Consider the following 22,792-nt stretch of genomic DNA (forward strand, 5'->3'; position numbering starts at 1 on the left):
GGAATTAAAGGATTAATCTTAGGCATCTGCTGCGTCTGCCATGTTGGCTGGTGAACCCCCGCGGTTGCTCTTGCGGTAGAGAATGGCTGAGATGATGGCAAGCAGTGCGGCAATCGAGAGTCCCCAGTAAATGTTGGAGTAGGCCGTCCAGAGCGGCAGCCCGCGCTGCCATTCGAGTGCGCTTGCGGCCATAGCTACGCTGAAGGCACCGCTAAAGAATTGCAGCAATTGGAACAGTCCCATTCCGGAGCCGATCTGCGAAGATGGCAGAATCCGAGAGATTTCATTGGAGACACTACTGGACAACGTCGTGAAGGCAAGACTCATAATCATATAGATGAGCATGACGGCAACCCAGGATCGCCCGGCAAAAAAAGCGAACAGTACAGTAGCGGTCAGCACTAGCAGTGGAGCAAAGCGTAAAATCCCTGCATTACCATAACGGTCGATGATTCTTCCGACGGAACGGGATACGAAAATGGCGAGCAGCGAGCCCGGAAAGATCACAAGTCCAGCATGGCTTGCGCTGAAGCCAAAGCGATGAGTCAGAATCTGTGGCAGCAGGAACAGGGTAGCGAAGCTGCACAGATAGGAGGCGATTCCGACCAGCGCCAGGACGAGATAGGAGCGGTTGCGGAAAAGCGCAGGCAGCACAAAAGGGTCTGGCGTGCTGCGGATGCGGCCAACAAATAAAGCAATGGCTACAATTCCGGCGACCAAGGCCACCCACAGCCCACTGGTTAGGAACAGCAGCAGCCCAGTGGTGCCGACGCCCAAGAGCAGCCCACCAAGGACATCGAAGGAGCCACGTGTGGGTACCTCTTTGGGCAGCAGGATAAGGAACAGCGGCACGAGAAGCAAAATTGCTGCTGTAACAGCGAACAACCAGATCCAGCCGAGATATTCGACGATGGCTCCGCCCGCTACCGGCCCAAGCCCTAGACCGAGTGAAACGGCTGACATAATCGTCGCCATCGCTTTTCCCCGACGGGCTTGTGGAATATAGCGGGTAAACAGGACAAGCGATAAGGACATGACTGCGCCCGCGCCCGACGCTTGTAGAATGCGTACGATTAGCAGAAAGACAAAGTTGGTGCTGAAAAATCCAGCAACAGCCGCAAAACCTAGCGTCAACAGCCCGATTACTAACAGGCGGCGGATCGGCAGAAAGTCAGAGAGACGACTGTACGTGATGGAGGCAATTGAGAACATAATGGAATACCCGGTAACAATCCAAGAAGCGGATGCAGCCGTAATCCCAAAGGCTTCAGTTACATCAGGCAGTGCCAGATTGAACATGGCCGTATTCATGATGACGAGAACTACAGCGATGCTGAACAGCAGAGTCAGCAAGCCTTCCCGTGGAAGAGTCGCTTCCGGAGCGGAGGCTTCATGATCCGCGTTTGCGGAAAGGTTATTTACAGAAGTCATGTGTGAAGCACTCCTTTTATTATTGTTTAATAGTTCGATTACTTACGAACAATTGAAATATAGCATGCGTTGATATAAAATGCAATTAGGAACAACAATATTTTTTTCGTATGAATTGTAGGACAAAGGGGATAATCATCCATGAAAATACTATTTCATCCGGACCGCAAGGACATTCAGCTTGCTTCCATATTGTATGCGCTCAGCGATCCGATTCGCCTTCATATCGTCTCGGATATTCACTTAAATGGAGAGCAGGCTTGCAACGGCTTCAACGTTCCAATTGCAAAGTCCACCATGTCCCACCATGCCCGTACTTTGCGTGAGTCAGGGGTAGTTTTTACGCGGGTACAAGGAACACAGCGCATACTGTCGCTGCGGACGGAAGATCTTAACGCAAGGTTCCCAGGTTTGCTGGATTCCATATTAAGTGCTTATGAAGCTGGAGAAAAACCGGATTTTGCGATGGAGGAGCGGGAGGAAGGGAAGTAACGGATTGACCTATGAGGACAGGGAATACATGAAACACAAGATATATAAGGATTGGGCGAGAGAAGGTACTTACTAAAACTATAAGGGACGCCTAGAGCGCGTCCTTTTGCTATTTCTATAGAGGACTATAATAGGAGGTATTTATGCTTATTCAACTTATTGGCGTAGGAAAATTGAAGGAAAAGTACTTGATTAGTGGCATCGCAGAGTATGCTAAACGACTGACGCCGTACCTGAAATTTCAGGTGATTGAGGTGGCAGATGAAAAAGCGCCCGACTCTCTAAGCGAAGCAGAGGTCGGTATTGTTAAGGCGCGCGAGGGGGAACGCATCCTCGCGCACATTAAGAGCGAGGCGCATGTCATTGCGCTCGCGATCGACGGCAAGCTGTGGAGCTCGGAAGAGCTTGCCGCAGAAATTGACCGGCTCGGCACCTATGGGACGAGCCATGTCGTGTTCGTCATCGGAGGGAGCCATGGGCTCTCCGACGAGGTCATGCGCCGCGCGCAGCAGCGCATGAGCTTCGGGCGCATGACGCTGCCTCATCAGCTCATGCGCCTGGTGCTGGTGGAGCAGATTTATCGCGCGGTGAAGATAAATCGGGGGGAACCGTACCATAAATGAGGCGAAAAGGGGGTGAGCTACCCACGACTGGCGGAAAAGCCGAATTAAACGGGCTGCTGCGTGTTTCTTGGAGGTACAGATAAAGGGAAAGACCGGTTCAGTCCCTTGTCGTTTTCGAATATACAGCATGGACAGTGCCCAGAGAAGCGATCAAGTTAACGAGGCTTTACTAGAGGCTAGGGTCGCTTTTTGTTCTTTCCGCAAGCTTCGTAATCGATTCAATGTCTTGATCGGTTAATTGATCCAGAAAATACTTGCGTATTGCCATTGAGACGATGGGCAGGGCCTCATCCAAAGCTGCTTTTCCTGCAGAAGTAATGATGACCTGGACACCACGATCTGCGTCTAATGGCCCCCTTTTAACAAGGCCCCGTTTTTCCATCCGCGTCAAATGATGGGATAATCTGCTCTTATCCCAGTTCATCGAGTCGGCTAGTTCCTGTTGGCGAAGCTTGCCATCTCCGAATTGGATTAACCGATCTAGTATTCCAAAGTCTCCTTCTGATAGTCCTGTACGTTCAGAAAGCTCCTTAACAACGCGACCGAAGATTCGTTTAAAGGAGCCTTTCCACATATTCCATATTCGCATTTCATCTTCGTTTACTTTGTTGATATCCATGCATGTATAATATCATGGTTGACACATCAACCACAAGGTGTTAGCCTATATTCAAGTTGATATGTCAACCTCAAAGAAAACTGTCGAGTACCAAGTTGATGTATTAACCTGTATCGAACAGTAAATCCCCACTAAAGGAGTTGTTTCTTATGCAGGATAAACCCGTGGCCTTGGTCACCGGAGCCAATAAAGGAATTGGTCTTCAAATCGCCAAAGATCTCACGGCTCACGGCTTCACTGTGCTCGTCGGCTCCCGCAATCTCGAGAAAGGGGAGACGGCCGCGAAGAGTATCGGAGCGGATGCCCATGGCCTCCAACTCGACGTTACAAAGCAGGATTCTATCTCCGCCGCGGCAGAGCGCATCCGGAGTGAGCTCGGTCGTCTCGATGTGCTCGTGAACAATGCGGGCATATCGCACCAAGGTCAGCTGGGCAGGCCTCTTGAGGAGGTCGGGAAGTCGGGGCGCCCAAGCGTAGCCTCTCTAGAAGAGGTGCGAGCAGTGTTCGAGACGAACGTGTTCGGCGTCATCGCCGTCACGCAAGCGATGCTGCCGCTCCTTCGTGAAGCGCCGACAGCGCGTATCGTCAACGTATCAAGCGGTTCGGGCTCGCTGACGTTGAACGCGAATCCGACTAATTCACATCGCGAGATGTTCGGCGCCGTTTACAGCCCTTCGAAGACGGCTCTCAATGCGATTACGCTCGCCTTTGCCATTGAACTCGAGTCGACAGGCATTAAGGTCAATGCGGTATGCCCGGGCTTCACCGCGACGGATCTCAACAACTTTGAGGGCACGGGCACCGTCGTGCAAGCCGCGCGACATCCCGTGCGCCTTGCACTCCTCAACGAGGACGGTCCGACGGGCACATTCTCAAACGAAAGACGCCAACTCCCGTGGTGACGTAGTCTCGAGTGGCACTGGCTCACGGAGATATGTGTAGATAACCTGAAGGCTTGAATGCCTTCCCAATATCCTTAAGGAGTGTGCAATCAATTGGAATATGTAAAACTTGGACGCAGCGGGTTAGAGGTCTCAAGGTTAAGTCTTGGAACCATGAGCTTCGGAGTACCTGAACGCGGCAATACCCCATGGTCTCTGGATGAGGAGCAAAGCAGACCGATCATTAAGAAGGCACTCGAATCGGGCATCAACTTTTTCAGCACCGCCAACATGTATTCCGACGGAACAAGCGAAGAAATTCTCGGGCGTGCTCTAAAGGACTTTGCTCAACGTGACGAAGTCGTCATAGCAACAAAGGTATTTGTTCCGATGCGCAAAGGTCCGAATGCTGTGGGACTTTCCCGTAAAGCTATCATGACCGAAATTGATAACAGTCTAAGACGACTCGGAACAGACTATGTCGATTTGTACCAGATCCATCGGTGGGATCCTAATACGCCAATTGAGGAGACCATGGAGGCTCTTCACGATTTAGTTAAGGCGGGCAAGGTCAGATACATCGGAGCATCCTCCATGCTGGCATGGCAGTTTGCGAAAGCTCAGCATGTCGCAGAGCGCAACGGCTGGAAACGGTTCGTTTCCATGGAGAATAGATTAAACCTGCTCTATCGGGAAGAAGAACGAGAAATGCTCCCCCTTTGCAGAGACGAGGGAGTTGGCGTCACTCCTTACCTGCCTTTGGCTGCAGGCCGGTTAACTCGGGATTGGAATGAGCAGACCGCGCGATCAGAGAAGGACCAGGTAGCAAAGGCTTTGTTTAATAAAACGGAAGAGGCTGATCGCAAAGTCGCGGAAAGAGTTGTGGAAATTGCCGCTAACCGGGGAATTTCGCGCGCACAAATTGCACTTGCATGGTTGCTGCAAAAGGAAGAGGTCACAGCGCCGATTATGGGTTCGACCAAAATCAGCCATCTGGAAGATGCGGTTTTGGCGTTGTCGATTAAATTGACTTCTGAAGAAATTACCCGTTTAGAAGAACTGTATATTCCACATCCATTTGTATAAATTTGACGCAAGTAAGGTGTGCATCTGCTAATCATGCAAAGCCTAACTCTTGTTCAATTCTATGGGAAGAACTCTTCATGCTATTTCTCATGAAGAGTTCTTTTACTTTTGTGGCGATATGGTGAACCTTATCATAAGTAAGGCGTAATTCTGGCCTGAAAGTCTTGGAGATACTGAAAGTTGCTTGTAATTGGGGCAGTGGAGTACGAGAGCACTAAGGGTTAATAGATACGATGGATTTTTTTTGCATTTTTACGTCATTGAAAAGATGGGCGACATCGCGCTTATAAAGCGGGGGTCGGTGGAAGATAGGGATGCAGCGGATAAACAACTCGTCCGTGCCACATGCATGGAATCAAAATAAAAACTCACTCTCTAATAAACTGTACCCTATGTAAAGGACATTTAAAAAAAGTCTAAGCAGATTGAAGAAGATGATCTCTGTATTGAACATTGAACAGGGGTCATCTTTTTTAAATCCCATTGATACCTGTAGTGGTTATAGTAGGTCATGTAATCCTTAATCTCCTGTTTCAACTCAATCAAAGTCAAACAAGGCTTAATGGAATCTTGATCTTTAAAATGACCAAAAAAAGATTCTTGTGGGGCATTATCCCAGCAGTTTCCCCGCCTGGACATGGATTGTTTTAATTTCATTTTCTTAAGCATTTTTGAAAATCCGGATGTGTATAATGAGATCCCTGATCAGAGTGAATGAAGGCACCGTCAGCTCGCTTAAACCTTCGGTTTTTCTTAAGTTTCAAGAGAGTATCTATCGCAAGATCCATTGTGATTCGATCTGACACATGATATGCCAGGATCTCATTGGTTGAACTATCTTTGATTGTGGATAAATAGGCTTTTTTACCCGATCCGTAAAATAAATAAGTGATTTTCTCGATGGTGGTATGAATAAAGACAAATTTCTGGCTAGATGAAAGTGCTATCCTTTGTTCTGCCTCCTTTCCATGAAACGAATCTTTTTTAACAGTTCATTCTCCGCTCGTAGCAAGGCATTCTGAGCCTCCAGTTTGGCATTCTTCTCTTCGAGCGTTAGCTCCCGTTTAAGGGGTCTTCCTGAGGCGTGGCTTCTTGTATCTTGCAAACCTAAGATTCCGTTCTCTTGGTAGCTCGCACGCCATCTCTTTCTTGAAGATTCGACTCTTTGGAGCCCGATAACGGTTACGTCAAAACCACATTCTTCAAATATTTCTCTCGGTGGATTCCCCTTATTATTCTCTGAGATAAACAATTGCTTAAACGCATCTGTATATGTAATTGCCTTTGAAGATACGGACCTCACATACGGATTATTAGATAACTGCTTGATCTCTTTATCTGTAAATATTTTCTTGCTCATATCATTCCTCTTCCCTATCTTCTTCGTTATAAACAAAAATACCCTACCGAGAGACTTTTTAAAAGTGTCTACTCGATAGGGTACAGTTTATAAAGGGTGAGTTTTTATTTTCTGTCTAAAGAAGAATATTTCTATGCATTTTCCAGGCCGTGTTTTTCGACGATTTGATCGTTTGATTGAGGCTGGCCTATACCCTCGCTAATCAAGCTTCGCAGGCTGCCATTGATGTTTAAGCCCCAGGCGTCCGAGCAGACGGCGTAGCATTCGTACGCTGGGACGAGCCCTACGTGCGTAAAGTTAACCTCCGTTTTGTCGCCCTTCTTGACGATTTCAAAGATTACGTCAGTATCTTTCCATTCGCTATTGTCCTCTATGAAGTTGAAATAGTTGTCTACGATGTGCCAAACCACCTTTTTACCTGGAACGAGTTCAGTGATCTGGAGGGTGCAACGGTGGATATCCTGGTAGTGATGCTTAAATTGACCGAGCTCGTCGGTCTTGCCTTCAATTTCTTCTGACCACCATCCGCGGACATTATTAATGGCGCCGTATACCTCCTCAGGGCTCTGATCTACCATGAAAGAAGTCCTGTAACTATGATTCATGTGAGTGATCTCCTTCGCTCATTTGTTGAGTTGCAAACAGAGTATAGAATACGTACTTGTAAAATGCAAGTACAAATAGTATAATTGTGCTCATGAAAAAGCGAACTTCAACCGTTTGTCCCATCGTCTATGCGCTCGATATATGGGGAGACCCGTGGAGCCTGATCATCCTTCGTGACGTCCTAATCCATAACAAGCGGTATTACCGCGAGTTTCTTGCTTCAACAGAGCGCATCTCTACCAATATTTTGAGTGCGCGGCTCCAATCGCTCATTGAAGCAGGCCTGCTCATCAAAACAGAAGGCAAATCAAACCGCGCACAAACGATGTTTCGCCCAACGCAAAAGGCACTTGATCTGTTTCCAGTCGTATTTGCCATTATGCACTGGGGTCTTAAATACAATATCAATACCGATATGAGCATTCCAATCATGCAGGAGCTAACAACAAACGAAGAAGGGTTGAAGCAGCGCCTTTTGCGGAATTTCGACGATTGTACTTTCTAAAATTTTCGCCCTATTTATGATACGGAGATGTTTCGGGAGAAATCTGGATACCGGTGAAGAAAAAATAACGCTCTTATGCGAGCGAAATATAGGCGTTAACGAAGATGACAACTGAACAAATCTAGATTAATAAAGGGTCATCCCCAAATCCTCTGTTCGACTTAGGTATGGTTTAACTGAAAAGAGTAAGAAATAAAAAACACTAAGAATCAACTTAGTGTTTTTCGTTATACAAAGGAAAGCCTCAATTGTCCTCAAGGATCCACTTGCTTAGCTCTTTGTCAAAGATTCGAGGTTCTTCAAACATTGGGTTGTGACCACTATGCTCAAAGATCACTTTTTTGACGTGCTTATAGGTTTCATTAACAGAATTCCAAAGTGAAACAGGCGCTACCAAATAATCATACCTGCCTAAACCGATAAATACTGGTTTGTTGAAGTTATTGATTGATTGTATAAGATTCAATTCTGCGAATGCTTCTCCCCACAGATAATCGATAATTGGCATATTCGTATATACATCTTCCCACATGTAAGCTGCGTCAAATGTATAATCATAAAAGCTTTGGGCTCCCATCCGAATACACATGTGAACGAATCGCCGTTCAGGATCTTTCTGAATGTCGCTTTCTAACAAAGCAATATCCATCTCGAACTGTCTTTTTCTCTCCGGACTTGCTGTCTCATTAAAAAATGCAAAACTTTGACGCTGTCTTTCCCCGCTATTTGTAGGTGCTGAATTCAATAAGGCAACTTTTTGGACATGATAGGGATATTTTTTAGCATATTCCAAAGCCATGAAAGCATGTCCTGAATGCCCTAATAAGATGAAATTTGTTAAGTTAAGATCTTGCCTTGCCGTCTCTATATCATCTAATACTTTCTCCAATCTATAATCTTCCGGTTGCAGAGTTCGGGGCGGCTTCACAAATCCTCTATGATCAAGGAAAATAAATTGAAATGTATCATATAAATCTTCTGAGAATAATTGAGGATAATAAACACTGCTGCCTATCACCAAAATAGGTTTTCCAGTTCCTTTTACACAATAATTCAGTTCAAATCCATCACTATTTATAGCTTGGTATTTATTCATTGTCATCATCCTTTTTTCATTTTTATTTTACACATCACTCCTTCCCTTCACGGATTCCATTACATTCTCCATAGAACGCTCTAACATTCCGATCACCTCAAATTTTGTGGCTTATAATAAATATTATGGCAGCATACTTTTCACTGTTAATCGAAACCGTGCTCTTCGGAAAGAGAGCGGCTTGTCCCAGGAAGCCCAGCTCATTTGAGGAGCTAAGCCGGGCCTTTTAAAGGATACCGAGAGTCCATTAGTTTTCAAGTCGTAAAGGTCACTGCAACAAGCAATCACTTTAAACGGACGGGCTGTTGTTGTGTGACACAATGAATCATACCGCCTTCTTTATAGAGCTCCCTTACATCAATTCCAATAACTTTGCGGTCAGGGTATAGTTTTTGGATAATATCGTTTGCTGCCTTGTCATTAGGATCATTGTAATTCGGGACTAATACAACTGTATTCCCAATGTAGTAATTAATATATGAACCCTTGTACCCCAAGTTTTCACCATTATCAAGCACTACATTGTTTTTACTAATTGGTAGATACACATACTGATAAGGCTTGTCGAAGGCATTTTTAGCGCTCATTAAGGTTTGGATATCCTTATTAGTGACACCCCATTCTGCTAAGTCATTCTTTTTCATTGTCATTATTGTAGATTTTTCATGAATTTTAACGAATCCATCAATATGAAAATCCGTAATATCAAGATCTGGCACACCATCTAACCAAATAAAATTAGTAGCACCAAGATACTCGGTTATATATTCCTCAATATCAGCTTCTGCTAATTTGGGGTTTCTATTGTTATTAGTAACCGCACTACGTGTCGATAAAAATGTACCATTACCATCCAGTTCAAATGCTCCACCCTCAAGGACAACATCATTTAAATCAATGGTTTCCGTGCCAAGCTGTTTACTAAGTCTCTTCGAGATTAATGCATCATTTTTATATGGCGTTTTCTTACCCCATCCATTAAATCCCCAGTCCATGAGTTTAATATTGTTGTCTTTGTCGTATACAAAAATCGGTGCAGTATCTCTTGCCCATACGTCGTCAGTAGGAACAATGTAGAAGTCGATTTTATCCATATCTATACCTTCGTCATACAGAAGATCATAAATATAGTTCTTTTCGTATTTATCAAATGCAATAATATGAACATTTTCCCCATCGCTTAAGGCATCAGTCATTTCTATCCAAATAGGCTCAACCTTGTCCCTATAATCTTTACCGTAAGTGAAGTTATGGGGCCACTGCAACCATGTACCTTCATGTTTGCTGCTTTCATCAGGCATTGTGTATTTGCCTGCTTGCCGACCTTCTTCTGCTTTAATTTTATTACATCCCATTAAGAAAACAGCCGATAATATAACCCCTGAGCACAATACAACTAACTTATTCATTATGAAATCTCCTTATGTTCTGATTCGTTCTCTGGAAGTAGAATAAGCGTTGACATAGTGTCAAGGTCAAGCATCTATTGCCTGGCTTTTTTTGATCACAGGAAAACAGATCTGCGTCACGTACTCTTCTTCAGGACAGTCACATTCTGGACCTTTTAAGTAGGTTTCATAAGGTGGACCATCCTTTTTATAGCCGCCGCCATCTATCCATTCTTCAAGTGCCATATGAGCGTAACCGATATAGTCATAACTCCCAATATACAAGGTAGTAGCAACCAAAGTTGGCGGAAGTTTTTTTATTTGCCATTTCCTCGATGCATCGCCGTCATTCTTATGAAGGATTGGGATCATCAATTCAATATCGCTTTGGTCAGGGGTAAACGCCTCATCAAGAAAAATGACAGACGGAACACCAAGCAACTTAATATTACTTTTTTCCGCTTGTTCATATAAGGAATCAACATACTTGTCCATGTCAGCAATGTTAATTTGCAATCTTTGACTTAGGACCTCTTTCTCGTTTCTCATTCCGAGCGATATATCAAAAGATCTTCGTTCGCCTTGAATCAAATCCACTTTGATTTCAATCATCTCTTGCATTTCTGCAATGATTTGTCTATTTCGATTCATCTCACTGGATAACTCAAGTATTTTTGAATGCATCCATTCAGTCAGCAGTTCTCTATCTGATGTCTGAAGGATAGTTCTAATCTCGGGTAGGGAGAATCGATATTCTTTCAGTCTCTTAATAAGTAACGCTGTTTCTAGTTGGCTTTTTTCATAATATCTATAGCCGTTTGTAGCCTCTACATGCGCTGGTTTCAAAAGTTCTTCTTTATCATAGTGTCGCAACATACGTGCACTCATTTTGCAAAGCTGAGAAAATCTATTGATCGTGTACATATTTCTCTCTTTCTTAGTGTGATCGTATGGTTAGATCAATCACTCTGTAGTCATTGACTCAAGCTTCTATGCTTTAAAATTACAGTCTAATACGTTTGGTGCGACTGTGCAAAATTATTAGTCATAAAAAAGCCCGAAAAGTAGCACTTTTCGAGCGTGTTTTCTTTAGGGTCATTTCGTCATATCAAGGACGATTCGGCCATTGATTTTGCCTTCTAACATAAGATCGTAGATCTCATTAATATCTTCTAGTTTACGTGTCTCAATAATGGTTTTGATTTTTCCTTCTGCAGCGAATTGTAATGCTTCTTGCAAATCTTTGCGAGTGCCGACAATCGAACCAACTACCTTTGTTCCATTTAATACGGTATCAAAAATGGGAACATCCATGGATTCAGGAGGCAGCCCAACCATGACGCAGGTACCGCCGCGGCGAATGGCACGGTAGGCTTGGTCGAATGCTTTTTTCGCAACCGCTGTACAAACGACACCGTGTACTCCGCCGATTTCTTTTTGAATCCAGTCTGCCGCATCTTCTTTTAATGCGTTTACGGTTTTGTCTGCGCCAAGTTGTTTGGCAAGCTCCATCTTTTCATCCGACGTGTCGATGGCCACTACGTTCATTCCCATCACTTTTGCATATTGTACACCAAGATGCCCTAATCCTCCGACGCCGAAAATGGCTACCCACTCACCTGGCTTTACACCCGATACTTTCAAAGCTTTATAGGTAGTAACGCCTGCGCAAAATAAAGGTGCCGCTTCGATGAAGCTTAGATTATCAGGAACCTTAACTACATAATCGGCAGCTGCCACACAATATTCTGCATATCCGCCATCTACGGAATATCCGGAATTTTGCTGATCCAGACAAAGAGTCTCTCTTCCAGTAAGACAATATTCACAATGACCGCAGGCTGAGTACAGCCATGGAATTCCTACACGGTCTCCTACCTTTAAGTGTGTAACTCCTTCACCTATTTCTTCAATAATCCCAACGCCTTCATGTCCGGGAATAAGAGGGAGTTTCGGTTTGACGGGCCAATCGCCATGAGCAGCATGCAAATCAGTATGACACACTCCGCAGGCCTGAATGTGGACAAGGATTTCTTTGTGTCCGGGTTTTGGTTTAGGTACGTCTTGTAGCTCTAACTTTTCTTTGAATTTCTTTACTACAGCGGCTTTCATTAGCATACTCCTTTAGTTTTTTGCTTTTCAAAAAGTAGTATGTTCATGAGGCTAACTTTAAATTCTTGAGACTTTTATCACTGATTAACACTCACATCACAAGTAATATGTTAGAATATCAGAACAGCTTTACTGCGTTACCGCTTTATCAACTTCATAATTCACGAGCTATGATGGCTAAGGATTACACTTTAGCTGGAGCAGCTTCTGGAGAGACTGCGGAAATTCCGCGGCGCCGAAGGGTTCACAATCTCAGGCAAAAGGACAGAAGAGTACTGAATATGTATTTGTCATGCTGATCGCTATCAGCAGGGCAAATATTATTTGATATTCTTACGATCTGGGAGATTGGATGACATCCAATCTCTCTTTTTTTTATTCTAATTTATTGTACTCACAAGGGGGAACTAGGTATGGGACAACCAGAATTAAAGAGAGAGCTGGCTAATCGGCATGTTCAACTTATTGCTATTGGCGGCACCATTGGTACAGGATTATTTTTGGGATCAGGTAAGGCGATAGAGAAGGCAGGCCCATCCATTATGATCACGTATTTAATCGTGGGTATTGCTGTGTTTTTTGTGATGAGAGCACTGGGAGAACTCCTATTATCTAAAGCGGGCTATCAATCGTTTACGGATATTGCTGAAGACTACCTTGGATCACGGGTCGCATTCATTACCGGTTGGACCTATTGGTTTTGCTGGATTATGACGGCTATGGCTGATGTCATTGCTGTTGGCGTATATGTACAGTACTGGTTTGATATCCCGCAGTGGGTTCCTGCCATCGCCTGTCTAGTCGTGTTATTAGGACTTAATCTATTAACTGTAAAGAGCTTTGGGGAACTCGAATTTTGGTTTGCTTTAATTAAGGTAATTACGATTCTCGCCTTGATTGGTCTTGGGGTCATTTTACTGATCATTGGGTTTAAGACGGATGCAGGATCGGTGACGATACGAAACCTATGGGAGTATGGGGGCTTTTTTCCGAACGGTATATCAGGCTTCTTATTTTCTTTTCAAATGGTTGTATTTGCTTACGTGGGTGTGGAATTGGTCGGGGTGTCGGCAGCGGAAACAGCGGATCCGGAGAAAAATATCCCATCTGCGATTAATAAAATTCCTTTACGGATTCTATTTTTCTATGTCGGTGCGCTTTTCGTCCTGTTATGCATTAACCCTTGGACGGAGCTAAGTCCGGCAGAGAGTCCTTTTGTAAAAACCTTTACTTTAGTAGGGATTCCAATTGCCGCAGGGATTATTAATTTTGTTGTATTAACTTCAGCCGCTTCCGCTTGTAATAGTGGAATGTTCTCGACAAGCCGAATTCTCTATAATTTGAGTAGAAATAACCAGGCGTCACCTCATTTGGGCAAACTGAATAAAAACCATGTCCCAGGTAACTCGTTATTCATTTCTACAATTGTTATATCTGTGGGTGCTCTTTTGAGTAAACTTATTCCGGAGCAGGCTTTTGGAATCGTGACAACGATTAGCGCCATTTGTTTTATATGGGTGTGGGGCATTGTTCTTATCTGCCATATTAAGTATAAGAAAACCCGGCCAGACTTACAGGCGAAATCCAAATTCAAAGCACCGTTCACACCGGCTATTAATTATATTGTCTTAACCTTGTTCGCTGGAATACTGATCATCATGCTGTTCGCTGGAGAAACACGCCCGGCTTTATTGTGTACTCCGTTATGGTTTATTTTATTATTCATCTTGTATTCGATTAGAAGCAAAAAAGGGAAAAGTAATTAAGCTTGAGTGAGGGATTCACACAAAAAGCCATTCCTATACGGAATGGCTTTTCTTCATATACTGCAATTGCTAGTTACAACCAAGGTTATTCCTTGTTAACTAGGTTTGCTTTCTTTTCAATCGTGATCTTGCTTTTCATAGGCATAAATAAGGTTATAACAAACGCGGTGACGGATAAAATCATCATAAAGTAATAGGCGTCACTTGCCCCAAGAATGGATGCAAGGGATTTAAGGATCTCAGGAGTAGTAGAGGGATTGCTCTGCATCACTGTGGCCGCATGACTTGTAGCCTGCACAGTGTAAATCGTAATTACGACAGCAGTTCCGATGGCTCCGGCAATTTGGCGAACGGTATTGTTCACTGCTGTGCCATGCGTTCCTAGTTGTTTTGGCAACGCATTTAGTCCGGCTGTATTGAGTGGCATCGTAATAAAGCTTAATCCAATTCGCAAGCCAATGGTACGAATCATTAGATACATATACGTGGTCGATTCAGATAGATCAGTTACCGCCCACATAGATGGAATAATAAATAGCAGACCAATGATGAACAGCGGTTTGGCACCGAAACGGTCGTATAATTTACCGGTGACGGGCGACATGAACGCATTTACGAGCGCCCCCGGCAACAAGAGTAGTCCTGCATCAAATGCTGTAAAACCACGGCCATTTTGCAGGTAAATAGGCAATAGAATCATATCTGCGTACATCATCATGGTGATTAATACATTAATAAGAGATGTCAGCGTAAATACTTTATTTTTGAAGACAGACAGGTTTAGCAGCGGATCATCTGACTTGATTTGTCGAATACAAAATACGGCCGTTACAGCGATTCCAATGCCTAATGTCAGGATCACTATTACGTCGTCCCAGCCTTTACTGCCTGCACTACTGAAGCCGTATAAAATCAAACCAAATCCGACGGTCGATAAAAGAACACTTACTACATCCAGTTTCGACTTAGAGGTCTCAGATACATTCACTAAATATTTGAACGCCAACGCTATAACAAGGATGACAAGTGGGATAAGGCCGATAAATAACCAGCGCCAAGAGTGATATTCGACAACAAATCCCGCGAGCGTCGGTCCAATGGCAGGAGCAAATATCATTGCGAGTCCAAGCAGTCCCATAGCACTGCCACGTTTCTCAATAGGGAAGATCGCGAGTACAACGCTCATCATGAGCGGCATTATAATGCCTGCACCAGCAGCTTGGATCATCCGTCCGACTAAGAGTAGACTAAAGCTCGGCGCTGCTGCACAAATGATTGAGCCAAGTAATAAAAATGACATGGCACTTAGAAATAATTGACGTGTTGTAAAACGTTTCATTAAATAGGCTGTAATCGGAATCAATATCCCGTTGACCAGCATAAAACCCGTTGAAATCCATTGTACAGTTGTTGCCGTGACATCAAATACATCCATCAGACTACTTAAGGCGACATTTAAAAGCGTCTGATTGAGTGTAGATAAGAAACAACCAAAAATCAGGATGGTTAGTAGGATTCCTTTATTTATTTTCTTAATATCTTCTTGCATGGTGCAGGCCTCTCTTCATTGCTTTTTCGACATAGTGTCGATAAAATAAATCATATCAGCATTTAAACGGTATTCCTATTTGCAATTTTATTGAAAATGTCGACTAATCGACAGAATGGGTAAATTAGTTGATGAAATACTATATAAACGATAATAGAGGGATGAAATGTCCGAACATAAAAGAGTTGACCCACGAGCCATTCGCTCAAAAAAGATGCTGAAAAATGCTGTTTTTTCATTATTGGCCGAGAATGTGGAGATTTCTCAATTGACTGTCCAAAAAATCGCCAACCGTGCTGAGCTGAATCGTGCAACGTTTTATTTGCATTATGAGGATATTAACGACTTATTGCGCCAGATTGTACATGAAATCTTTGACGAGCTGTCCATGAAGGTTGAACCGCTATTACATGTGAAGAGTAACAACGAACATGAGCAGCTGGTCACATTTTTAAATTACTTTTATGAATACCGGACAGTGTTTGCTGTATTAATTGAGCACAAAGGTTTTAAACAGCACTTGACCAACCTGTTAAAAAATACGATCGAAAAACGAAGAAAAGCGAGAAACATAGATCCCACTAAAGAGGTAGTCTCCGTTGATATTATTGCGGCATCACTACTGGGGATTATTATGTGGTGGATTAAGGATGGAAGCCAATATAGCGCAGAATACATAGCAGGGCAAATTACCTTGATGTATAAAAGAAAGTATTTATAAGCTTATCTAAAATTTAAAGCACCGTTTATACCCTTTGTGAATTATGTTGTTCAGGCCTTGTTTGCATAGAAATCCACCACCTCATGGGGTAGTGGATTTCTATCATTATTGTGGTCAATGCTCTAGAGCGTCTTTCCCAATGTACGCATAAAAGCTTCTATATTGTTTGTTAGAAATCCACTGTTTTGAAATCCTGCCTGGGTAATCAGATCCTGGATATCTCCCACAAACCCACTCAGGCTGGAAGTGGAAGTATTTTGGAATCTGTTCTCGCTGGGGATACTGCCGATCTGTTTGTTTACATCTTCTTTATATTCCTGTATCCAATCCTTACGAGTTGCTGCATTTTTGGCGAAGTTTAGTAAGATGCTACTCCAGTCTTTTCCGTTCACAATAGCTTCCTGTAGCTTTTCCAGCGTTTTTGGCTCGAATTTTTTCATCATATAGTTTAAATCCATATAATCCTCTGGAGCTCCAACAGGTCTTTGCGGTGGTGTATCGTATTGGATTTGTTTCGTTTCAGGATCTACCGTTCTTGTTGTAGAGATCGCTCCGATCTGACGGATCGTATTCATAAATTCTGCTGCTTTATCATCCTTAATATAATTGTCAGCGATATACTTCGCTTGAGTTAGTCCCAATTCTAATAACGCTGATCTTTCCTCGTCTCCGGTTACGTCTGTAATGAAGTTGGATTGAATGATGCCGTAGACAGCTTCCTTCACTTCCGAGGGTTGATCTGCCAGCAGGCGGGTAAGTGAATCGTTGATTTGGGTAGTTCCGAAATATGTAGCCGAATGATTTACAATATCGGATGCTGCTAACTGTCTGGAAGCCGAACTGATTTCCACAGTGTCGGTCTCATGCGACAGTTCGGGTATTGTGCCATTGACTAAGGACGGTTTATCCGCGAGCTTTTTCGAACTTATGTAGGCATTTAAATCAAGCTGGGTTGAGCCTTGAATCTTCATTATTAACGCGCCCCTATCTGCTTTTTATTCCATTTATTCTCTTATATCCATAATATCGGGATATTCTTCCATGTTTTTTATATTATTGACCAAAAAAAGCGGCAGTCTAGGACGTTAATTCTCGTCCAAAGGCTGTCCGCTTTTTTAAAATCATATTATTTAAAATCAACTTTAATTTGTGCTATCTCACTGTTCGTACCAATGCGTAATGGCGGTCCCCAAGTCCCAACACCAGATGTAACGATGACGTGAGGGCTGTTTGGATTCTTCTGATAGTGTCCGTAATCTACTGTGAACATAGCATTGGTGATTAGATTTGCAGGAAATACTTGTCCTTGATGTGTATGTCCACTAAGTATCAAATCGACGTCATCTCCGTATTCAATCATATTCGTTGGTTGATGATCCATTACGATAACGGGCATAGTGGTATCAATGTTACTCATCACTTCAGAATTAACTGCTCTAGCGTTTCCTTGATCACCAATCGGGGATGAATCTCTCCTACCAACTACAACGAATTGATTATCAATAACGACATGCTCATCATTTAGAAGTTTAATGTTACTCTTGTCTATAAAGTTCACAATTTCATCGTAGGATCGTCCTGCATCATGGTTACCTAAACAAGCATAAACCCCATAGGTGGACTGAATAGTATTTAATAACTCTATTCCTTTGGAAGGATTAGAGAGGGCATAGTAGTTTCCATTAAATATATCTCCTGACATCAACACAATATCCGGCTGCATATCATTAATGCGATCAACAACCTCTGCAAGAAACTTCACATCATTTATGTAGCCTAAGTGTAAGTCACTGATTAGAACAATATTTAAATGCTCTAATGAGGTGCTTTTGTGTATTTGGATGGGATACGATACTTCTTTTATCTGATTGGCGTTATAAATCCCATAGGACACCAACCCTATGACTAAAATAAAAACTACTGATCTTGTATGGAAAATAACACGTTTTGGGGCGGGGGAGGGGATGATTTTGATCCATTTACTAATAAGTAAGATTACATCGGAAAGGAGTAACAGCAAGAACAAATAGAAATAGATCCCCATCCAATAGTCCCCGGATTGACCAATAAAATTAACAATACTTGAATCGGTCGTCATAGCTGAAGAGGGCAATAGTAGATTAATAATGATTGTTACCGCACACAAGCTGTAGATGACTCCGTATATAATCCCATTAATATTTGGAAATACATGTTGTAACCATTTAAAAATCTTTCTCGCGATGTAATAGTTACTTGCCGCGTACATAGCGAATATAAACAAAAATGCAAATACCATATGATGCACCGTCCTATTTTTTTAGATTTCAGAGAGCAATCGTTGATAATCAATAATTATGAACAAACTGGTCACATACTCAGTAAGAGTAACATATTTTGTGTGTATTTAAAGATTTCTACCTTATCTTAAAAATCATTTTAAAACAGGAGCCTGCAAAATAGGCCTATTTAAAGGCACACCTTTTCTGATTTTCGAGAGAGGTGTTTTTAATATTTAAAGCGTTTACTTATGTGATGATTATATGAAAATGTAAGTAATAACATTTTACGACATTATTCACCTTACTTTTACATGGGAGTTATGATATGTTTTGGTTGAATATGGATAATTCAAAAGATGAGAGGAAGAATGCGTATGGAAGCGCTGGTGTGGACATCCAATCATAAGCTGGAGCGCTATGAACGGGAAGAACCACAGATTGCAGCCCCGGATGAAGTTAAGATCCGGATTGAGATGACAGGCATTTGCGGAACAGATCTAGCGGTCATCACCGGTAAAGAGGAAGGAGTTCCAGGAATCATTCGCGGTCATGAGGCTGTAGGGACCGTAATCGGAATTGGCAGTAATGTTGATCGTGTTAAGGTGGGGGACCGTGTAGTTATCGATCCGAATCAAAGCTGCAATGAATGTTATTTTTGCTTGAAAGAGCAGCCGCACTTATGTATAGGACCGGATGGAAATGGGATGCGGATTGCTGGTTTGAATAGAAATGGGACATTCACTTTTTTTTACACTACTGCACAAACGTTTGCACACCTTCTGCCTGATCATATGAGCTGGGAAACGGGGGTATTAATTGAGCCGCTTGCCTGTGTGCTGCACAATTTCAAAGAAGCTAATGTCACAGCTGACGATAAGGTGCTCATTCTTGGATCGGGTCCAATGGGACTGTTAAGTCAAAGGGTGAGCAAATCAAAAGCTGCGCTCACGGTAGCGACGGAAATTAATCCCTATCGGTTGGCATTTGCTAGAGAAATCTCGGATTTTGCTCTAACACCATCCCAATTAAATCAAGCTACCGTAGATGAAATCTGTGCGGGACATAAGTTTGATGTGATTATCGATACGGTGGGCACTCAGCTCGAAGTGGCGGAGAAATGGATTGAGCGTGGAGGGCGCATCATTCCTTTTGGAATTAATGCGAAGTATCGGTACACCTTTTCCCCTACCAAATTCGTACAGCAGGCAATCAAAATTATCGCAGCGGGCGAATACCGCTACATGTTCGAGGAAGCTTTGCAATTTGCCGCTGAGAGGCCTGAACTAGAGAAACTGGTGACGAGAAAAGTTAAGCTCAATCAGCACGAAGCAGCAATAAACGAGTTGATCGGCTATGAATTGAACTCTTTGAAGGTGGTTGGGAGTGACACCGTAAAGACGGTTTTTGTTCCCTAAACGTAGAACTGCAATCAACGAGAGGTGGATCTGTTAATGAGCAAAGAAAGCAAATTTAGACTTGTTCAGGATTACTTGTCTATACACAAAGATAAAGACGTCGCGCCAATTTGGATACCTGCTGTGTGGAATGAGTGCAAATATGAGTGTGTTCTTTTCGAAAAAGACGAGGAAATTTGTGTGCATCCGTATGATTTTTTAACAGAGCATTTGAAGTATATAGACAAGCTTTCGTGGAGATATTCGCTTAAGGAACGCACGAATTTAGACGACAGCGCAATCTATTCTTCGTTAATTCGTTATTCGACGGCTTGGGATTACAACCATGATGGGACAATCCAATCTGGTACTTTTTTAAGATTCCTTATTCTTCTGCCGCTGTTAAAGAAAATGGGCATCAATATTCTGTATATGCTTCCAGTGAACCAGTACAGCAGGTTGAATCTGAAGGGAGATATCGGGTCACCTTACGCTGTGCAATCGTTATTCCACTTGGATCAGAACCTACACGATAGCCTGCTGGATGGTATGGAGCAGTTTACGATCCACGATGAGCTCAGCGCTTTGGTAGAAGCTTGTCATTTACTTGATATTAAGACTGTTGTTGATTTCATTCCCCGTGTAACGGCGAAAAACAGTGTGTTCATTACCGAACATCCTGAATGGGTGTATTGGATCAAAATGCAGGAATTAGAAGGCTTTGCACCGCCATCGATTCCTGAGCTTGGATTCTTTGAGGAGTGTACCCCTGACAAATTGGAAACGGTCTACCACAGCCAGGAAACCGCAGCATTTCTGCGGAAGTTCTCGCCGCCGCCCAATGAACTTCATCCACTCCTTTGGCAGCAGTTAAAAGAAAGAGCTGCTAAAAATGGAGATGAGCTATTAACTCTGGTGGAGCAAGAGATGGGGATAACGACCGCTCCCGCGCATTCGGATTGGATTAACGATGTGCAGCCGATTTGGACAGACATTACGTTCTTGCGTCTTTACAAGGACGTCTCTCCGCAAGTGAGACATCTTATAAGTTCGGATCAGGCACCATATGTTCTTTTTGATACGATTAAATGTAATGACTATCCAGGTGAGGAGCCGAATCTGAAGCTGTGGGATGTGTTGGAGGAGGCCGTACGGTTTAATCTCGAAAAGTATGGGATTGATGGTTTCCGTATCGACATCGGACATGTACTTCCTATTCCGCTGTTGACTCGAATTTTTGACACGATTAAAGCGTTGAATCCGAATGCGATCTTGATCAGCGAAGATTTGTTCAATCGTAATCACAAGAAGGCGGCGAGCACCGGCTACAACATTATGCTTGGCAGCGGATGGAATGTCATGACGCATATGAATAAGGACAATCTCGTTTCATTCTTAGAGGAGCTGCCTGAATTAAATATTCATGTGTTCGCCTGTGCAGAAACGGCAGATACGCCTCGGATCACGAGCCGTGGCGGTGTTGAGGTAGCTCGGATGATCGCGGTATTTAATCAATTTCTTCCGAATGCAATTCCATACGTGACGACTGGTTATGAAATGAATGAGGAGCAGCCCCTCAACTGTGGTCTTGGTGACAACACGAACGGAGAGGAGATTTCCCGCGCTTTTTTTTACGTCATGAAAATTAATTGGACTAATCCTGCACCGATGCTGCCACTGCTGACAGAGCTAAGTGAACTTAAGAAAGATTGGCCCCAGCTAGTGAAGCCAGAAAACTTTTTCGTGGCGCAGTCCCCGGAAGGTACAGTTCTGTACGGGTATATGCATGGCGAACAGACGCTGCTCTGCTGCTTTAACTTGAGTGCTGATGCTTCCTGCCAAGTTGATTTGAAGGCTGCGGTACCTGGGCGGTGCCCAATGACCGTGACGCTGGATAGTTCCTTAACGGGCAGTATCGTAGGTCAGACGATAGACAGTATACTGCTAGCACCAAATCAGGCTTTAGTGCTCGTGAACAACCATAGACAAGTTAGTTAAGGGGGAGAGGCAGCGATGGAAAAGAAAAACAAAGAAATCATGTTATGGCATGAGTTTGACGGTCCGGGAGATACCTCGATTGAGGTGTTGGAGGGAATTTGCAAGCTGTATACAGAGCGCTTCGGCGTACAAATTACGCCACAAGTGATGAACATTACGGAGTTGACTGCGCGCCTGAACCAAATTAAGGACACTCATCAAGGTCCGCATCTGGCGATGGTTCCTGCGGATATGTCCTCCTATGTTGAGAATGGCCTTTACTCTGAAGTACCAGGCTGGCAATTCGCAGATGCACTGACTGAAGGGGCACTTTCAACGATGCAACTGGATGGTGTTCAGTATGGTATCCCGGTATTACGGGGCAATCATCTGGTTCTGTATTACAATCCGGAGATATACGCCAGTGCGCCGACGACATGGGACATGTTCGAAGAGGCAGCAGAGAGGTTGTCCGCTCAAGGCATCATACCGATTGGAGCAGATTTACAGCAGGGTTATTGGTTTATTCCGTTTCTTACAGCTTTCGGTGGTTGGCCTGTTCAGGATGGAAAGCCGAATATCGTTACCCCTGAAATGAGGCAGGCGCTTCAGTTCATCCGCGACAAAATGGATCAAGGTGTGATCGTTAGTCTCGATGGCTCTACAGGACTGCTAGAGCAATTCATTGAGGGTAAGATCGGCGCTATTATTTGTGGCGAGTGGATTTATAACCATTTGGATAAGCAGATGAACAACAGGCTTGCGGTTTGCCAGCTTCCGGTCATCGAAGGGCGACAATCACTATCTATGTCTTCTTCCATCGGCCTTATCTACCCCAATCATTCGTTAACGTCTGAGGAGCGGGAAAATATTTTATCCTTCACGCATTTTATGTTGAGTGACGAGTGCCAAACCATGTGGACGC

At 43.5% G+C, this 22,792-nt stretch carries 20 protein-coding genes, 1 pseudogene and 1 riboswitch; of the genes and pseudogenes, 10 read left to right on the forward strand and 11 right to left on the reverse strand.

The genetic code is table 11. The features are described from left to right. Window positions 1-18 precede the first annotated feature (18 nt). Window positions 19-1,431, reverse strand: coding sequence for an MFS transporter (locus CA598_RS11430; protein ID WP_094876561.1), 1,413 nt, complete (start codon window positions 1,429-1,431; stop codon window positions 19-21). 141 nt (window positions 1,432-1,572) lie between these two features. Here CA598_RS11430 and CA598_RS11435 point away from each other — a divergent pair, with 141 nt between their 5' ends. After that, window positions 1,573-1,923 carry an ArsR/SmtB family transcription factor gene (locus CA598_RS11435; RefSeq protein WP_094869752.1) on the forward strand — a complete coding sequence of 117 codons (351 nt, stop codon included), beginning with the start codon at window positions 1,573-1,575 and terminating at the stop codon, window positions 1,921-1,923. Window positions 1,924-2,066: 143 nt separating this feature from the next. Next, window positions 2,067-2,546 (forward strand): 23S rRNA (pseudouridine(1915)-N(3))-methyltransferase RlmH, encoded by a 480-nt coding sequence (gene rlmH, locus CA598_RS11440; RefSeq protein ID WP_094869753.1) that lies wholly within the window; start codon window positions 2,067-2,069, stop codon window positions 2,544-2,546. Window positions 2,547-2,715: 169 nt separating this feature from the next. On the opposite strand, the gene CA598_RS11445 is transcribed toward rlmH, so the two are convergent. Continuing rightward, window positions 2,716-3,165, reverse strand: a complete 450-nt coding sequence (locus tag CA598_RS11445; RefSeq protein WP_094876562.1) for a MarR family winged helix-turn-helix transcriptional regulator — start codon at window positions 3,163-3,165, stop codon at window positions 2,716-2,718. Window positions 3,166-3,314: 149 nt separating this feature from the next. Between CA598_RS11445 and CA598_RS11450 the strand changes: the two genes are divergently transcribed. Together CA598_RS11450 and CA598_RS11455 are read left to right on the forward strand one after the other, a co-directional pair. After that, window positions 3,315-4,067: an SDR family oxidoreductase gene (locus CA598_RS11450; protein WP_094876563.1), complete on the forward strand. Its 753-nt coding sequence runs from the start codon at window positions 3,315-3,317 to the stop codon at window positions 4,065-4,067. 93 nt (window positions 4,068-4,160) lie between these two features. After that, on the forward strand, window positions 4,161-5,132 hold the full coding sequence (locus CA598_RS11455) for an aldo/keto reductase (RefSeq protein ID WP_094869781.1): 972 nt from the start codon (window positions 4,161-4,163) through the stop codon (window positions 5,130-5,132). A 416-nt stretch (window positions 5,133-5,548) separates the two neighbouring features. Here the strand turns inward: CA598_RS11455 and CA598_RS11460 are convergent. Together CA598_RS11460 and CA598_RS11465 are read right to left on the reverse strand one after the other, a co-directional pair. After that, window positions 5,549-6,492, reverse strand: a pseudogene (locus CA598_RS11460) (IS3 family transposase). A gap of 131 nt (window positions 6,493-6,623) precedes the next feature. Then, window positions 6,624-7,097 carry an SRPBCC family protein gene (locus CA598_RS11465; RefSeq protein WP_094876564.1) on the reverse strand — a complete coding sequence of 158 codons (474 nt, stop codon included), beginning with the start codon at window positions 7,095-7,097 and terminating at the stop codon, window positions 6,624-6,626. A 92-nt stretch (window positions 7,098-7,189) separates the two neighbouring features. On the opposite strand from CA598_RS11465, the gene CA598_RS11470 reads away from it, so the two are divergent. Further along, the gene (locus tag CA598_RS11470; protein WP_094869784.1) at window positions 7,190-7,603 is read left to right on the forward strand and encodes a winged helix-turn-helix transcriptional regulator; all 414 of its coding nucleotides are present in this window, start codon (window positions 7,190-7,192) and stop codon (window positions 7,601-7,603) included. 244 nt (window positions 7,604-7,847) lie between these two features. Here CA598_RS11470 and CA598_RS11475 read toward each other — a convergent pair whose 3' ends face one another. The 4 genes from CA598_RS11475 to adhP all read right to left on the reverse strand — a co-directional run bounded on the left by CA598_RS11475 (window position 7,848) and on the right by adhP (window position 12,199). Further along, complete coding sequence (locus CA598_RS11475; protein ID WP_094876565.1) at window positions 7,848-8,699, reverse strand: alpha/beta fold hydrolase; 852 nt, start codon at window positions 8,697-8,699, stop codon at window positions 7,848-7,850. A 284-nt stretch (window positions 8,700-8,983) separates the two neighbouring features. Continuing rightward, entirely contained in the window at window positions 8,984-10,108 is a 1,125-nt protein-coding gene (locus tag CA598_RS11480) for an agmatine deiminase family protein (protein ID WP_094876566.1), read from the reverse strand. Between the two features lie 66 nt (window positions 10,109-10,174). Further along, the gene (locus CA598_RS11485) at window positions 10,175-11,011 is read right to left on the reverse strand and encodes a MerR family transcriptional regulator (RefSeq protein ID WP_094876567.1); all 837 of its coding nucleotides are present in this window, start codon (window positions 11,009-11,011) and stop codon (window positions 10,175-10,177) included. 171 nt (window positions 11,012-11,182) lie between these two features. Continuing rightward, window positions 11,183-12,199 (reverse strand): alcohol dehydrogenase AdhP, encoded by a 1,017-nt coding sequence (adhP, locus tag CA598_RS11490; RefSeq protein WP_094876568.1) that lies wholly within the window; start codon window positions 12,197-12,199, stop codon window positions 11,183-11,185. A 197-nt stretch (window positions 12,200-12,396) separates the two neighbouring features. Further along, window positions 12,397-12,477: riboswitch (glycine riboswitch) on the forward strand. A gap of 135 nt (window positions 12,478-12,612) precedes the next feature. Here adhP and CA598_RS11495 point away from each other — a divergent pair. Further along, window positions 12,613-13,965, forward strand: coding sequence for an amino acid permease (locus CA598_RS11495; RefSeq protein ID WP_094876569.1), 1,353 nt, complete (start codon window positions 12,613-12,615; stop codon window positions 13,963-13,965). Window positions 13,966-14,050: 85 nt separating this feature from the next. Here the strand turns inward: CA598_RS11495 and CA598_RS11500 are convergent, their stop codons facing one another. Then, the gene (locus tag CA598_RS11500) at window positions 14,051-15,514 is read right to left on the reverse strand and encodes a DHA2 family efflux MFS transporter permease subunit (RefSeq protein WP_094869790.1); all 1,464 of its coding nucleotides are present in this window, start codon (window positions 15,512-15,514) and stop codon (window positions 14,051-14,053) included. 166 nt (window positions 15,515-15,680) lie between these two features. On the opposite strand from CA598_RS11500, the gene CA598_RS11505 reads away from it, so the two are divergent. After that, window positions 15,681-16,235, forward strand: coding sequence for a TetR/AcrR family transcriptional regulator (locus CA598_RS11505; protein ID WP_094876570.1), 555 nt, complete (start codon window positions 15,681-15,683; stop codon window positions 16,233-16,235). Between the two features lie 122 nt (window positions 16,236-16,357). On the opposite strand, the gene CA598_RS11510 is transcribed toward CA598_RS11505, so the two are convergent. Together CA598_RS11510 and CA598_RS11515 are read right to left on the reverse strand one after the other, a co-directional pair. Continuing rightward, window positions 16,358-17,206 (reverse strand): hypothetical protein, encoded by an 849-nt coding sequence (locus CA598_RS11510; protein WP_094876571.1) that lies wholly within the window; start codon window positions 17,204-17,206, stop codon window positions 16,358-16,360. Between the two features lie 155 nt (window positions 17,207-17,361). Then, window positions 17,362-18,513 carry a metallophosphoesterase gene (locus CA598_RS11515; protein ID WP_094876572.1) on the reverse strand — a complete coding sequence of 384 codons (1,152 nt, stop codon included), beginning with the start codon at window positions 18,511-18,513 and terminating at the stop codon, window positions 17,362-17,364. 357 nt (window positions 18,514-18,870) lie between these two features. On the opposite strand from CA598_RS11515, the gene CA598_RS11520 reads away from it, so the two are divergent. The 3 genes from CA598_RS11520 to CA598_RS11530 all read left to right on the forward strand — a co-directional run. Continuing rightward, a complete protein-coding gene (locus tag CA598_RS11520; protein WP_094876573.1) occupies window positions 18,871-19,911 on the forward strand; it encodes a zinc-dependent alcohol dehydrogenase in 1,041 nt (346 codons plus the stop codon). Window positions 19,912-19,947: 36 nt separating this feature from the next. Continuing rightward, the gene (locus tag CA598_RS11525; RefSeq protein WP_094876574.1) at window positions 19,948-21,888 is read left to right on the forward strand and encodes an alpha-amylase family protein; all 1,941 of its coding nucleotides are present in this window, start codon (window positions 19,948-19,950) and stop codon (window positions 21,886-21,888) included. 15 nt (window positions 21,889-21,903) lie between these two features. Next, the coding region (locus CA598_RS11530; protein ID WP_094876575.1) for a sugar ABC transporter substrate-binding protein at window positions 21,904-22,792 on the forward strand (889 nt) is incomplete at its 3' end.

The organism is Paenibacillus sp. VTT E-133291 (assembly GCF_002264395.1).
GTDB lineage: Bacteria > Bacillota > Bacilli > Paenibacillales > Paenibacillaceae > Paenibacillus_AQ > Paenibacillus_AQ nitricinens.

What these genes read in the sequence shown, in the direction of transcription:
- rlmH (WP_094869753.1), top strand. Translation starts at nt 2,067, where the DNA reads ATGCTTATTCAACTTATTGGCGTAGGAAAATTGAAGGAAAAGTACTTG.
- CA598_RS11525 (WP_094876574.1), top strand. Translation starts at nt 19,948, where the DNA reads ATGAGCAAAGAAAGCAAATTTAGACTTGTTCAGGATTACTTGTCTATA.
- CA598_RS11435 (WP_094869752.1), top strand. Translation starts at nt 1,573, where the DNA reads ATGAAAATACTATTTCATCCGGACCGCAAGGACATTCAGCTTGCTTCC.
- CA598_RS11470 (WP_094869784.1), top strand. Translation starts at nt 7,190, where the DNA reads ATGAAAAAGCGAACTTCAACCGTTTGTCCCATCGTCTATGCGCTCGAT.
- CA598_RS11475 (WP_094876565.1), bottom strand. Translation starts at nt 8,699, where the DNA reads ATGAATAAATACCAAGCTATAAATAGTGATGGATTTGAACTGAATTAT.
- adhP (WP_094876568.1), bottom strand. Translation starts at nt 12,199, where the DNA reads ATGAAAGCCGCTGTAGTAAAGAAATTCAAAGAAAAGTTAGAGCTACAA.
- CA598_RS11430 (WP_094876561.1), bottom strand. Translation starts at nt 1,431, where the DNA reads ATGACTTCTGTAAATAACCTTTCCGCAAACGCGGATCATGAAGCCTCC.
- CA598_RS11515 (WP_094876572.1), bottom strand. Translation starts at nt 18,513, where the DNA reads ATGGTATTTGCATTTTTGTTTATATTCGCTATGTACGCGGCAAGTAAC.
- CA598_RS11465 (WP_094876564.1), bottom strand. Translation starts at nt 7,097, where the DNA reads ATGAATCATAGTTACAGGACTTCTTTCATGGTAGATCAGAGCCCTGAG.
- CA598_RS11485 (WP_094876567.1), bottom strand. Translation starts at nt 11,011, where the DNA reads ATGTACACGATCAATAGATTTTCTCAGCTTTGCAAAATGAGTGCACGT.
- CA598_RS11500 (WP_094869790.1), bottom strand. Translation starts at nt 15,514, where the DNA reads ATGCAAGAAGATATTAAGAAAATAAATAAAGGAATCCTACTAACCATC.
- CA598_RS11510 (WP_094876571.1), bottom strand. Translation starts at nt 17,206, where the DNA reads ATGAAGATTCAAGGCTCAACCCAGCTTGATTTAAATGCCTACATAAGT.
- CA598_RS11505 (WP_094876570.1), top strand. Translation starts at nt 15,681, where the DNA reads ATGTCCGAACATAAAAGAGTTGACCCACGAGCCATTCGCTCAAAAAAG.
- CA598_RS11450 (WP_094876563.1), top strand. Translation starts at nt 3,315, where the DNA reads ATGCAGGATAAACCCGTGGCCTTGGTCACCGGAGCCAATAAAGGAATT.
- CA598_RS11445 (WP_094876562.1), bottom strand. Translation starts at nt 3,165, where the DNA reads ATGGATATCAACAAAGTAAACGAAGATGAAATGCGAATATGGAATATG.
- CA598_RS11495 (WP_094876569.1), top strand. Translation starts at nt 12,613, where the DNA reads ATGGGACAACCAGAATTAAAGAGAGAGCTGGCTAATCGGCATGTTCAA.
- CA598_RS11520 (WP_094876573.1), top strand. Translation starts at nt 18,871, where the DNA reads ATGGAAGCGCTGGTGTGGACATCCAATCATAAGCTGGAGCGCTATGAA.
- CA598_RS11480 (WP_094876566.1), bottom strand. Translation starts at nt 10,108, where the DNA reads ATGAATAAGTTAGTTGTATTGTGCTCAGGGGTTATATTATCGGCTGTT.